Consider the following 13069-nt stretch of genomic DNA (forward strand, 5'->3'; position numbering starts at 1 on the left):
CGAGGTGTCTTGGCGCTGGTGACGCGCTGTGCGGGGTGGTGGGTGTGGCGGTGCCTGCGGGGGTTCGGGGGCGGGGGTGGGGGGTGATTGGCCGGTTCCATACCGGGGCTGAACCGAATCCGAACTTCGGGATCTTAGTCTGCGAGCGACTACGCGGTGGCGGGGAATGGAGTCCGGGCATGGCGATGAGTTCTGGCGACCCCATCAACTTGAGTGGACTGCTGGACGGGCTCGCCGGGGCCTTGAGTGAGGAGGAGAGTGCGCTGGTGCGCTCCTGGCTGGTGCCGGAGAGTGTCAAGGCGCCTCGGGGGCTCGGGGCGGGGCGGGAGAGGGTGGTGCAGGAGTTCGGGCGGCCGGTGGAGGGGGATCCGCAGGGGGTCCGGCGGGTGGGGGTCATCGGTGGGGGGACGGCGGGGTATCTGACGGCGCTGGCGTTGCGGGCGAAGAGGCCTTGGCTGGATGTGACGCTGGTCGAGTCGTCCACCGTGCCGATCATCGGGGTGGGGGAGGCGACGGTGCCGTTGATGGTGACGTTCCTGCATCACTATCTCGGGATCGACCCCATGGAGCTTTATCGCGAGGTGCGGCCGACGTGGAAGCTCGGCATCCGGTTCGACTGGGGGCCGGACCCGGACGGGTTCATGGCGCCGTTCGACTGGGGGTCGAACTCGATCGGGATGCTCGGGTCGCTGGCCGAGCAGGGGAACATCAACGCCTTCACGTTGCAGTCGCTGATGATGACGGCGGACCGCACCCCGGTGTTCGCGCCGGACGACGAGCCGGTCTCGCTGATGAAGTACCTGGCGTTCGCCTACCACCTGGACAACGAGCGTTTCGTCCGGTTCCTCACGGGCCTTGCTCGGTCCCGCGGCGTCGGGCACCTCGACGCCAAGATCGCCGAGGTGGTACCCGCGGGGCCCGACTGGATCGATCACCTGGTCACCACCGACGGGCGGCGGCTGGAGTTCGACTTCTACGTGGACTGCAGCGGCTTCCGCTCCCTGCTGCTCGGCCAGGCGCTGAACACCCCGTTCCACAGCTACTCCGACAGCTTGTTCACCGACCGCGCGGTCACCGGCAACGTCCCGCACGGCGGGCTGCTCAAGCCGTACACCACCGCGAGGACCATGGACGCGGGCTGGTGCTGGAACATCCCGACCAGGGAGAGCGACCACCTCGGGTACGTCTACTCCTCGGCCGCGATCAGCGACGACGAGGCCGCCGCCGAGCTGGCCCGGTGTTTCCCCGGCGTCACCCCGCCGCGGCTGGTGCGGTTCCGGGTGGGACGGCACGAGTCGGCGTGGCGGGGCAACATGATGGCCATCGGGAACTCCTACGGCTTCGTGGAGCCCCTGGAGTCCAGCGGGCTGCTGATGATCACGCAGGGCATCCTGGCCCTGGTCCGTTCGATGCCCGCCTCCTGGAGCGACCCGGTCGGCCGCGAGGTCGTCAACTCGGTGCTCGGCAAGAAGTGGGACGAGATCCGCTGGTTCCTGTCCGTGCACTACCGCTTCAACACGCGCCTGGACACCCCCTTCTGGCGGGAGGCGCGCAGCCTCACCGACATCTCGGGCCTGCGGCCCCTGCTGGAGGTGTACGCCGCCGGCGCCCCGCTGCGGCTGCGCGACAAGCTGACCCAGCTCCATCTCGGGCTCACCGCGCCGACCTTCTACGGCCTGGAGGGCGTCGACTGCGTGCTGCTCGGACAGAAGGTCCCGACGCGGCTGCTGCGCTCGGCCGAGCCGATCGAGCGGTGGCGGGCCCGCAAGGCCGCGGCCGACGTGCTGGTACGCCAGGCGTTGCCGCAGGCGGAGGCGCTGGCCCTGTTCGACGCCGAGCCGCGCCTGCACGACGAGCTGATCAAGGACAGGGACGGCTGGGTCGCCAAGTCCGCCCCCACCCTCTGATCCCGGGGGCAAGCGATGACGCGCCAGCTCGACTCCATCGCCTCCGACCGGTTCCGCAACCTGATGAGCACGTTCCCGAGCGGCGTCGCCGTGGTGACCACCGCGGGACGGTGCGGCACGCCGTACGGCATGACCGTTTCGTCGTTGTGCAGCCTGTCGCTGGAGCCCGCGCTGCTGCTGGTGTCGCTGCGCCGCGGCAGCGAGACCCTGGCCGAGGTGGAGTACGCCGGCGTCTTCGCGGTGAACCTCCTGCACCAGGACGGCAGGGAGGCGGCGATCGTCTTCTCCTCGCCGGTCCCGTCCCGCTTCGCCGTGGTCGGCTGGGACACCACCCCGATCTGGTCGCTGCCCGCGCTGCCCGAGCACGCGCACACCACGATGGAGTGCGCGGTGGACAACGTGGTCGGCGCGGGCGACCATACTCTCGTGATCGGCAAGGTGGTCGGCGCCACGGCGTGGCGGCCGGACGCCGCGCCGTTGCTGTACGGGTTGCGGCGCTACGAGGCCTGGCCCGAGTGAGTCACCCGCCCCGGTCGCCGCGCTGAGCGGGGATAACGGGCCGCCATGTGCCCGGTTTGAGAATAGTTAATAACTGTTATCCCCTTCGTGAATTGCGCCGTATTCATGGTGCCTACTCCCGTTCTCTTGACACTTAAGTCGTGACATCGTTAGCTGTAAGGGTGGGAGTGATCACCGTCGCGGTTTCCCTGCAATTACCCGCGGCCAGTACGAAAAGCACGCCCGGTCGGCGCAGATTCACGGTGAGGGCTTGTTGAGCGCCGTTAGGGCCCCCTTGCTCGGCCGGCTCCATGATTCCCCTGTCACCGTAGACCTGCGATCCTCGCGGCCCTCAGTGTCATGGCCGTCGCCCCCGGCGGGCGACCCTGCCGTCCCGCTGCCCTGTGTCGTGCTCGCCGACCGGGCCGGCCGTGCCGAGTTCGCCGCGCTCCAGCGCACCCTGGCCACGCTCGGCGTGCCGAGCGTCCACGTCGAGGCGGGCGCGGCGCCGGGCCTGTCGGTCGTGCCGGGGGACGGCACGATCACCTTGGACGGCCGCCTGGTCGCGCCGACCGTCGTGTGGGCGCGGGACCTGCCGCCGGGCCCCGTCCCGGCGGACGCCGCCGCCCGGGTCCGCGCCGACTCCTGGCGCGCGCTCGTGGGCCAGCTCCGCGCGCTCGCGCCGACGGCCCTGCCGGGCGGCGCCCCCGGGCGGCTGGAGCAGCTCGCCGGGGCGGCGCGCGAGGGTGTCCGCACCCCGCGCACCGTCGTCACCACCGACCCCGGCCCGGCCGCCGCCGCGATGCCCGGCCCGTACGTCGTGGTGAAGGTGCTGGACGAGCACTTCGTGGAGACCGCCCCCGGCCTGCTGGTCGGGGTGTTCCCCGAGGTGGTGCCGCGGGAGGACGCCGCGCGCTGGGCGCCGCTCGACTTCCCCGTCATCGTGCAGGAGCACGTCCGGCACGACGCCGAGCTGCGGGTGTACCACCTCGACGGCGCCGTCCACGCGTACGCGGTGACCAAGAGCGCGCCGGACGCCCTGTGGCGCGACGCCGCGTCGGTGGCCGTCGCCCCGGTGCCCTCGCCGCCCGCGGTCACCGAGGCGGTGCGACGGCTGTCCGCGCGCTGGTGCCTCGCCTTTGGAGCGTTCGACGTCCTGCTGGACGGCGAGGACGTGGTGTTCCTGGAGGTCAACGCGGACGGCGACTGGCGGTGGTACGAGTCGAGGGCGGGTGACCGCGCGGTGTCGCTCGCCGCCGCGCGGATGGTACGCGAGCTGCACCTTCAGGCGTCACGGCGCGCGGACCGGCCGCCGCCGATCGGTGTCGTCGATTTCCTCATGCTGGGCACCCGGAACGGCCCCCTGGGCCGGTGACCGTCGGTCGCCGCGTAGTCACATCGAGGGGGAGGCATGAGTCAGGGAGCACCATTACAATGCTCGATACTCGGGCCGCTGGAGGTCCGGGCCGGAGGTGTCAGGGCCGTCATCGGGGCGCCGAAACAGCGGTTGCTCCTGGCCATATTGTTATGCCGTGTCAATATGGTCGTCCCCTCCATTCAGTTGATCGACGCGTTGTGGGGCGATATTCCCCCGCGCACCGCGCGCAAGAATCTCCAGGTGTACGTCTCCGCGCTGCGCAAGATCGTCGGTGACCGCATCGATTTCCAGGGCTGGGGCTACAGCTTCCGCGCCGAGCGTGACGAGGTGGACCTGCTGAGGTTCCAGGAGGCCGCGCGGACCGGCCGGGGCGCCGTACGCGGCGGCGCCCCCGGCGTCGCGGCCGAGCTGCTCGGCGAGGCCGTCAGGCTGTGGCGCGACCAGCCGCTGGCCGAGTTCTCCCACGTGCCGCTGGTGTCCCGGGAGGTCGGCCGGTTCACCGAGCTGTTCCTGTCGGTGTACGAGGACTGGGCCGAGCTGGAGATCGAGCTCGGCCGGCACGTGGAGGCGCTGAACGGCCTTGATCTGGTCGCGGCGCGGTTCCCCACCCGCGAGCGCATCGCCGCGGCCCGCATGACCGCGCTGGCCCGCTGCGGCCGCACCTCCGAGGCGTTGTCGCACTTCGAGGGCCTGCGCCGCCACCTGGCCGCCGAGATGGGCATCGACCCGAGCCCGGTGCTGAAGTCCCTCTACCAGGACATCCTGCGTGGCGCGGGCGCACCCGCCCTGCCCCGGGGCGGCGGCGCCCCGGCGAAGCCGGTCCAGGCCGCGGTCAACCAGCTTCCCCGCGACGTCGCGGACTTCGTCGGCCGCGAGCGTGAGGTGCGCCGCATCGCCGACGAGCCGTCCCCGGTCACCTTGATCACCGGCGATCTCGGCATCGGCAAGACGACGCTCGCGGTGCACGTCGCGCACATGGTGGCCCCGATGTTCCCCGACGGCGCGGTGGTGCTGCCGCTGCGGCGCCGCGGCGGCGCGCCGCGGCCGATCCCGGAGATCCAGCGGGAACTGCTGGAGGCCGCGGGGGTGAGCGTGCCCGGGGTGCGCGACGAGGACGTCCTGGCCTCGGTGTGGCGGTCCTGGCTGGCCAACCGCCGCATCGTGCTCATCCTGGACGACGCACCCGACGAGGCCAGCGTCCGTGCGCTGCTGCCCGGCGCCGGCGCCAGCAGGGTGCTGGTGACGAGCCGCAGCAGGCTCAGCGGGCTGGAGTCGGTGACCCGGGTCGGCCTCGGGGAGTTGTCGGCCGAGGAGGGCACCGAGTTCCTGCGCCGCATGATCGGCGCCGAGCGGGTGCTGGGCGACCCGGCCGCCGTCACCGCCATCTTCGAGCGGTACGGCCTGTCACCGCTGATCCTGCGGGTGCTCGGCGGCCGGTTCGCCGGGCTGCCGCACGTGCCGCTCGCCCGGCTGGCCGACCGCCTCGGCCGGGCCGAGAGCGTGCTGGACGAGTTCGTCGCCGGGGACCTGTCGCTGCGGGAACGTTTCGAGGACGGCTACAACCGGCCGTCGTGGACACCCTGGGCGGCGTTCCGCACGCTCGGCGCGCTGGAGCCGCCGCCGTTCAGCCACGACCAGCTCGTCGGCACCCTGGACGCCACCGGGCTGCCGGCCGAGCGGGTCATCGAGTCGCTGCTGGAGGCCAACATCCTCTCGGTGCCGGACCACGAGGTGACGGCGCACGCCATGCTGTACACCATGTCACCGCTCGCGCATCGTTTCGCGGTCGAGCTGCACCGGGTCGGCGGCGCCTGAGCCCTCCGCCACGGGCTCCTCGTCGGGCGAGCCGTGCGGCACGACCTCCCCGGCGCCGCTCAGCACGAGCTCACCGGGAGCGGTGCCGTCGTCAGGGGGAGCCGGGTCGCCGCCGGGCGCGGGGCCGTCCAGGCTGCGCAGCCCGGGGCCCATCGCGGCGACCGCGACGTTCACCGCGAGCAGCCCGCCGATGACCAGCAGCGCGCCCGGCCCGCCGACGTACTGCGCCAGCACGCCGCCGACCAGCGGCGCGAGCGGCGTCAGCCCCATGCTGGCCGTGCCGAACAGCGACGTCAGCCGGCCCATCATCGCGTCGGGCACCATGGTGGCGACCAGTACCTGCAGCGCCACGTTCAGCGCCGGCACCGCGACCATCGCGAGGAACAGCGGGACCGTGGGCCAGTAGGCGCCGAACGGCAGCGCGGTCGCGCACACCATCAGCGCGAAGAACCCCACCACCGCGAGCATGAGCCGTCCCGGCGGCAGCAGCGCGCCGATCCGCGCCGACACCATCGCGCCGAGCAGCCCGCCGAGCCCCATGCCGGCCAGCACCAACCCGGTCACCGTCGGGTCGCCGCCGCGTGCCTCGATCATCACGATGACCGGCAGCAGCAACGCGTTGGCCACCAGGTTGGACACCAGGGAGAACGTCAGCCCGGCGCGCAGCCCCCGCTGCCGCCACAACCAGCCGCCCGCCTCGGCGATGTCGGCCCGCATGCGGGTCTTCTGCCGCCGCGCCGCGGCCTCCGGGTGCCGGGGCACCTTGGCGAGCACGACGCACACCAGCGAGATCAGGTACGTCAGCGCGTCCACGGCGAACGGCACGACCCGGCCGAGGGCGAACAGGAAACCGCCGAGCGGCGGGCCGGCAAGCGACGCCGCGTGGCTGCGCGCCTCCTCCTGCGCGTACGCCGAGGAGAGCTGCGCGGGGGCGACCACCGCGCGGATGGCGGCGGCGCGGGCGGGGCTGAAGAACGCGTCGGCCGTGCCGTTGATCACGGCGACCACGGCGATCTGCCACAACGCCACCTGGTCGGCGAGGATCGCCAGGGTCAGCGCGGTCAGGCTGGCGAACCGCACCGCCTCGGCGGCGATCAGGATGCGGCGCCGGTCCCACCGATCCACCCACACCCCCGCGGGCAGCGACACCAGCAGGTTGGTGGTGATGCGGAACGCGCTGACCAGACCCGCCAGCGCGGGGGAGCCGGTGATGGCGAGGATCAGCAGCGGGAAGGCCAGCCAGGTCAGCGTCGTGCCGAAGCCCGACGTCGCCGCGCCGATCCACAACATCTGGAAGCGGAAGTTGCGCCTCAGCGGCGGGAGCTCGCTCATGTGGTCACCTTCGTCGGTGGGTGTGCCGTTTCACCAGGCGCGCTCCTCGGGGGGCTCCCCGTGCGGGCGCACGAGCAACTCGGCGAGGCCCCGGTTGAGGATGTTGCCCCGCCAGCGCGCGGGGCCCGGCACCAGGGTGATGCCGGGGAGGCGGCCGAGCACCGCGGCCAGCGCCACGCCGAGCTCCAGCCGGGCCAGCGGGGCACCCGGGCAGTAGTGCGGGCCGAGCCCGAACGTCATGTGCTTGGCGGCGCCGGCCCGGTCCAGGTCCAGCAGGTCGGGGTCGGGGTGCCGCTCGGGGTCGCGGTTGGCGGCGGCGATGGACAGCAGCACGCGGGCACCCGCTGGGATGACCGCGTCCCCGGCCGGGACGTCCTCGCTGGCGAACCGCAGGGTGGCGAACGGCCCCGGCGGGTGGAAGCGCAGCAGCTCGTCCACGGCGTTCGGCAGCGCGTGCGGGCAGGCGCGCAGCGCGGCCAGGTCCGCCGGGCGGGTCAGCAGCTCCCGCAGGGACATGCCGATCACCTGGGCGGTGGTCTCGTACGCGGCGAGCAGCAGCGACGCGCCGAGCGACACGACCTCCCGCTCCTCCACCCCGCCGGCCGGGTCCCACGCGCGCAGGATCGAGGACAGCACGTCGTCGCCCGGCGCGGCCAGCCGCCGCCGCGTCAGCTCGTGGAAGAACGCGTCGAGCCGGTCCATGCCGGCGGTGGCGGCCTCGCGGTCCCGCACAGGGAACACCGAGGCGACCCAGGTGTACAGGTCGCCGCGCACCGCGGGGTCCAGGTCGAACAGCTCGCACATGACCTGGAAGGAGAAGGGGTGCGCGAAGTCCGCCATCAGGTCGGCCACCGGCCGGTCGGCGAGCGTTTCGAGCAGCCCGGCCGCGACCGCCTCGGCCACCGGCCGGTACGCCTCGACGCGCTGCGGCGTGAACCACGGCACGGCCAGCCGCCGGATGCGGGTGTGGTGCGGCGGGTCGTAGTTGACGAGGCTGACGTCGAGCGCCCGGCGCCGCGGCCCCGAGTGGTCCTGGTCACCCTGCAGGGACAGGCGCGGGTCGGTGAACGCGGCCCGCACGTCGGCGTCCCGGGTGACGATCCACACCGGCCGGCCGGACGGCGTCAGCACCCGCGTCACCGGGCACTCCGCGCGGTACCCGGCGAGCAGCGGGTACGGGTCGGCGGGGAAGCTCTTGTCGAACGGCGACGGCCGGGCCTTCGGCGTGGTCATGGGCGGGCTCCCGTCGGGGTCGCCGGTGCGCTCGAGACGGTCGAGACGACGTGGCCCGCGGCGGCCGCGGCGCCGCCGGCGTCCCGCAGCCGGGCCCCGAGCCACCGCGCGCGGCGCCGCACGGTCTCGCGGGTCAGGGCGCGATCGAGGGCGCCGGTGAGCGCGGCGGCGGTGCCCTCACCGGGGAACCGGACGGCGACGCCGGCGCGCTCGCACGCGTCCGCGAGCAGCGGCTGCTCCGAGCCGGCCGGCGCCACGGCGAGCGGCCTGCCGTGGCGCAGGGCGGCGAGCACGGGGGAGCTGGTGCCGCTGGTGAGCACCATCTCGGACAGCTCGATCAGCGGACCCATGTACGGCACGCGGACCGTGACGATGTCGGCCCGCGGGGCGGCCCGCGGGCCGCCGGAGCGGCCGAGCTCCACCACGGCCTGGTACGGGCCGCCGGTGAACGCCGCGTTGAGCCGCGGCCACAGGCTCGTCCCGCCGAACTCCCGGCCGAGGTGCACGTACACCACCGGCTTGCCGGAACGGGCGAGCAGCCCCGCCACCCGGCACGTCTCGGCCGGGGCGGGCCGCGGCTCCCAGTGGCACGGGCCCACGTGGCGCACCCCGTGCGGCAGGACGGCGCCGGGGTACTCCAGGGCGGGGTCGCCGCGCAGCAGCAGGCCGGCGCCGATCAGCGGCCGGTCGGCCGGGCGGTCGTGGCGCCGGGGCAGGCCGGTGCGCTCCCGCAGGGCCCGGTAGTGGCGCAGCAGCTCACCCAGCCGCCACTCCCGCTGCGCGAGGTGCTCAGGCTCGCCGTCCCCGCCCGCGCGGTACGGCCACAGGTGGGCGGCGAAACCGAGCACGGTGACCGGCAGGTCCAGCGCCTCACCGGCCAGCAGCGCCCCGTGGCTCAGCACCGACGCCACCAGCGCGTCCGCCCCGGTGTCCCGGGCGGCGGCGACCACGGCCCGGTACTGCTCGTGTCCCGTCATCATCCAGCGGCCGACGGAGAACGCGCCGGTCCCGCCGTACGCGGCGGCGTCCAGCGCGGTCAGCCCCGCCTCCTGGGCGGCACGCGCCGCGCCGGGGCGGCCGAGCACGGCGACCGTGTGGCCGCGCCGCCGCAGCTCCACACCCACCGCGAGCGCCGGGTACAGGTAACCCGGGTCGCTGAACGGGCACAGCAGGACGTTCATGCCGGCGTGGTGCCCGCGGACGCCGGGACCGTGGCGGCCCGGGCGGTGCTCCCGGCCGCCGTGGCCGCCGCCGGGGCGGCGACCGCGGGCGTGGCGAGGCCGAGGTGGCGGGCCAGGAAGGCGAAGGCGTCGGCGAGCAGCGCGGTGGTGCGGGACGCGGCGCGGGCGCCGTGGCCGACGTCGCGCTCCACGCGGAGCAGCACCGGGCCCGGGCCGGTGGACGCGTGCTGGAGCAGCGCGCACATCTTGCGGGAGTGGGAGGGGTCCACCCGGGTGTCGCCCTCGGCGGCGGCGAACAGCACCGGCGGGTACCGCACGCCCTCACGGACCCGGTGGTAGGGGGAGTAGGCGCGCAGCACCGCGAAGTCCTCGGGGTCGGCCACGCTGCCGTACTCCGGCCGCCAGCTCGGCCCCATGCCGTGCCGCTCGTAGCCGAGCATGTCGAGCAGCGGAGCGACGCAGACCACGGCGCCGTACTTCTCCGGGTGCTGGGTCAGCGCGGCACCCGCCAGCAGCCCGCCGTTGGACTCCCCGGTGACGCCGATCATGCCGGGCGCCGTCCAGCCCCGCTCGATGAGGTGGTCGGTCGCGGCGTCGAGGTCGTCGAAGACGTTCTGCTTGCGCGGCCCGGTGCCGGCGTGGTGCCACGTCTCGCCCTCCTCGCCGCCGCCGCGCACGCAGGCGACGGCGTAGACTCCGCCGGCCTCGATCCAGGCGAGCGCCTGCGGCATGTACCCGGGCGACATGGACACCCCGAACCCGCCGTAGCCGGTCACGATCGCGGGCCGCGGCCGGTCCGGCACCCCCCGGGAGGACAGGACGAACATGCGCACCGGCGTGCCGTCCTTGGAGGGGAACGTCACGTGCGAGGTCCGCACCCGGGCCGACCACCGCGGCCCGGCCGGGCGCGGCCACGGCTCGACGGCGCCGGCGCGGGCGTCGTAACGCAGGTTCACCGGGGAGGTGGTGTGGTCGGAGTAGCCGAACCACGCCTCGTGGCCCCCTCCGGGCCGGGTGGAGATCGCGCCGACGGTGCCGCTGCCGGGCAGGGGCACGGTGGCGAGCTCGCGGCCGTCGGCCAGGTCGTGCACGGTGATCTCCGAGACCGCGTGCCGGGTCCACGAGACCAGCGCCAGCGGCCGGGGCAGGCCGTCGCCGGTCAGCGGGACGAAGTCCTCGAGCACCGCGTCCGGCCGCTCGGGGATCAGCGTGCGCCACCGCGCGGGAGACGGGTCGGCGGGCGTCGCCACGACGACCCGGCCGCGCGGCGCGTCGTGGTCGGTGCGCAGCCACAGCGGGTCGCCCGGCGCGGTGCCGGGCGCCATCCGCAGGGCCGAGCGTGCCCCGGTGCCCTGCTGGACCGGGCGGAACCGCGGCCGGTCCAGGGCGCCGTCGCTCAGGTCGGCCAGCCACAGGTCGGTGGCGGGGCCGGTGCCGGTGGTCGCCGACACGCTGAGCCAGCGGCCGTCCGGGGTGACCGCGACGGTGTAGAACCGGGTCTTGTCCTGGCCCTCGCCGAACACCAGCGCGTCCTCGCCGGGGCCGGTGCCCACACGGTGCAGGTACACCCGGCGGTGGTAGCGCTCCTCGCCCGGGTTCAGCTCGGGGGGCAGCCGCCGCACGTAGTAGAACGCGCCGCCGCCGGGCAGCCAGGCCACCGGGGTGCGCCGCACCCGGTCGACCGGCCCGTCCACCACGGCCCCGGTGGCGACGTCCAGCACCCGCAGCAGCGAGTCCTCGGTGCCGCCCGACGAGAGCTGGTACGCCAGCAGGCCGCCCTCCAGCGAGGGATGCCACGCCTCCAGCACCGTGCCGCCGCCGGGGTCGAGCGCCAGCGGGCTGACCAGCACACGCTCGGTCTCGCCCGTGCGCACCACCAGCACCGGGTGGTCGGCGCCGGGCTCGCGGCGGTTGACGAACATGCGGTCGCCGCGCGGCCGGGGCGGCGAGCTCAGCGGCACCCGGCTCAGCTCGGCGAGCGTCGCGTGCCACGCCGGCAGGTCCGCCCACCGGGCGCGCTCACAGGCGAACAGCTCCTCCTGGGCGGCCGTCCAGGCGCGGGTCCGCGGGTCGGCCGGGTTCTCCAGCCAGCGGTAGGGGTCGGCGACGACCTCGCCGTGGAACTCGTCCGCCGCGTCCAGCCGCGGGGCGTCCGGGTAGCGCACGGTGCTCCTCACGTGTCCTGGCGCGCACGCCCGCCGAGGCGTCCGGTGGCGCTCAGGTAGTCGAGCAGCGCGGCGTCCACGGTGTCGCGGAACCGGGTCAGCGCCGACAAATCGTCGGCGTACTGGTAGAACTCCTCGCAGGAGATCCACTTGCCCTCGGTCCGCTCGCGCGGCAGGTAGCCGTCGCGCACCGTGCCGACCTGCCAGCCGGGCTTGCCGGCCGTCTCCCAGCAGCTCGACAGTGTGCCGTCGGCGTTCACCACGGCGCCGTACCTGCCGTCGGCGAACGAGCACGCCTGGCAGGGGTTGACCGTGCGCGGGCGCGGCACGTGGAAACCGAGGTCCAGCGCGCGGCGCTGCCACCTGATGAAGTTGGCGGCCATCCCGCCGGAGAACTCCAGGTCGTTGCCGTAGCCGATGCCCACGTCGCCGACACGGGCGAAGTACAGCGAGCACCGCGAGGGGTCCAGCCCGGCGGCGAGGCGCTCGACCAGGCCGTCCACACCCGCGTAGTTGTGGTGCGAGACGTTCACCCGCAGGCCCCACCGCAGCGGGGTGGCCTCCGTCACCGCGGCCATGTTGCGCACGATGTCGTCGAAGGTGCCGCCCCCGGTCCTGCGGACCCGGATGAGGTCGTGCTCGGCCCGGTCGCCGTCGAAGGTGACCTGGACGTCACGCAGCCCGAGGTCGCTGAGCTGACGGGCCAGCTCCGGGGTGAGCAGCGTGCCGTTGGAGGTCATGCTCGCCCGGCGCAGCCCGTAGTCGGCGGCCCGCGCGAGCAGCTCGCGGCAGCCCTGCGGGTTCAGCAGCGGCTCGCCGCCGAAGAGCATCACCATCAGGCCGGACAGTCCCTCGTCGGCCATGCGGCGCGCGGCGAACTCCAGGATCGAGGTGATGGTGGGCGAGGTGAGGCGGGCGTAGCGGATCCGCGGCGGGCGGTTCGCCCCGCTGGTGTCCTGCTCGGTGTTCTGGAAGCAGTAAGCGCACCCGAGGTTGCAGTGGGTGCTGGTCAGCACGGTGAGTGAGTAGCTCTGGTACGCGGGGACGTCGAACAGGCCGCGCTCGCGGAGGTTGCGCTCCGCGGCCGGGCGCAGCGCGCGGTCCGGGGTGAGATGCTCGTTCTTGAGGCGGGCGACGCCGCCGGGCCCGAGGAACCACCAGCCGTGCTCCCCGCGGAGCACGCGGGGACGGACCTCCGCGCCACGGTGCTGACCTTTGTGCATCGGATTCCTCCGCGTCTCACGATGAAATGTTCCCGGCCCCCGCGGGGGGCCGGGAACAGGGCGAGCTAAGTCAGCTGAGGTCCTTGGACTGGTGCACGCCGCACCAGCCTTCCGCCGGGGCCTCTTCGCCGTCCTCGGAGTGCGCGACCACGTCGGGCTCGTCCTCGGGCTCGATCTCGGGGTTGACGGCGTCGTTGGGCTCAGTCATTGCAAGCTCCTCGATGTCCGGGGCGGTGCCGTTCGTCGGCGATTGACACGCTAGGGAGGGCCAGTTTCGGCCCAGTATGGCGACGGCATGGCGGCGCCATACTGGCTCGAAACCCGGGGTCACTAGCTT

At 74.0% G+C, this 13069-nt stretch carries 10 protein-coding genes; 4 read left to right on the forward strand and 6 right to left on the reverse strand.

Features of this window, described 5'->3' with window-relative positions; translation table 11 throughout:
• Positions 1–179: 179 nt before the first annotated feature.
• The 4 genes from ABGB17_RS30235 (at position 180) to ABGB17_RS30250 (ending at position 5598) form a co-directional block, all read left to right on the forward strand.
• Positions 180–1907: a tryptophan halogenase family protein gene (locus ABGB17_RS30235; protein ID WP_347635600.1), complete on the forward strand. Its 1728-nt coding sequence runs from the start codon at positions 180–182 to the stop codon at positions 1905–1907.
• Positions 1908–1922: 15 nt separating this feature from the next.
• Entirely contained in the window at positions 1923–2426 is a 504-nt protein-coding gene (locus ABGB17_RS30240; protein WP_347635602.1) for a flavin reductase family protein, read from the forward strand.
• Positions 2427–2760: 334 nt separating this feature from the next.
• A complete protein-coding gene (locus tag ABGB17_RS30245) occupies positions 2761–3780 on the forward strand; it encodes a hypothetical protein (protein WP_347635604.1) in 1020 nt (339 codons plus the stop codon).
• A 36-nt stretch (positions 3781–3816) separates the two neighbouring features.
• Positions 3817–5598 (forward strand): BTAD domain-containing putative transcriptional regulator, encoded by a 1782-nt coding sequence (locus tag ABGB17_RS30250; RefSeq protein WP_347635606.1) that lies wholly within the window; start codon positions 3817–3819, stop codon positions 5596–5598.
• Here ABGB17_RS30250 and ABGB17_RS30255 read toward each other — a convergent pair.
• From ABGB17_RS30255 to ABGB17_RS30280, 6 genes are all read right to left on the reverse strand, one after another.
• Positions 5545–6930 (reverse strand): MFS transporter, encoded by a 1386-nt coding sequence (locus ABGB17_RS30255; protein ID WP_347635608.1) that lies wholly within the window; start codon positions 6928–6930, stop codon positions 5545–5547. The genes ABGB17_RS30250 and ABGB17_RS30255 overlap by 54 nt on opposite strands.
• A 30-nt stretch (positions 6931–6960) precedes the next feature.
• Positions 6961–8163: a cytochrome P450 gene (locus ABGB17_RS30260; protein ID WP_347635610.1), complete on the reverse strand. Its 1203-nt coding sequence runs from the start codon at positions 8161–8163 to the stop codon at positions 6961–6963.
• Entirely contained in the window at positions 8160–9344 is a 1185-nt protein-coding gene (locus tag ABGB17_RS30265; protein WP_347635612.1) for a hypothetical protein, read from the reverse strand. The genes ABGB17_RS30260 and ABGB17_RS30265 overlap by 4 nt, the downstream gene beginning before the upstream one ends.
• Positions 9341–11521, reverse strand: coding sequence for a prolyl oligopeptidase family serine peptidase (locus ABGB17_RS30270; RefSeq protein ID WP_347635614.1), 2181 nt, complete (start codon positions 11519–11521; stop codon positions 9341–9343). The genes ABGB17_RS30265 and ABGB17_RS30270 overlap by 4 nt, the downstream gene beginning before the upstream one ends.
• The gene (locus ABGB17_RS30275; RefSeq protein WP_347635616.1) at positions 11518–12732 is read right to left on the reverse strand and encodes a radical SAM protein; all 1215 of its coding nucleotides are present in this window, start codon (positions 12730–12732) and stop codon (positions 11518–11520) included. The genes ABGB17_RS30270 and ABGB17_RS30275 overlap by 4 nt, the downstream gene beginning before the upstream one ends.
• Positions 12733–12802: 70 nt before the next feature.
• Positions 12803–12940: a hypothetical protein gene (locus tag ABGB17_RS30280; protein WP_347635618.1), complete on the reverse strand. Its 138-nt coding sequence runs from the start codon at positions 12938–12940 to the stop codon at positions 12803–12805.
• Between the last annotated feature and the right edge of the window lie 129 nt (positions 12941–13069).

Origin of the sequence: Sphaerisporangium sp. B11E5 (genome assembly GCF_039871875.1) — a bacterium.
GTDB lineage: Bacteria > Actinomycetota > Actinomycetes > Streptosporangiales > Streptosporangiaceae > Sphaerisporangium.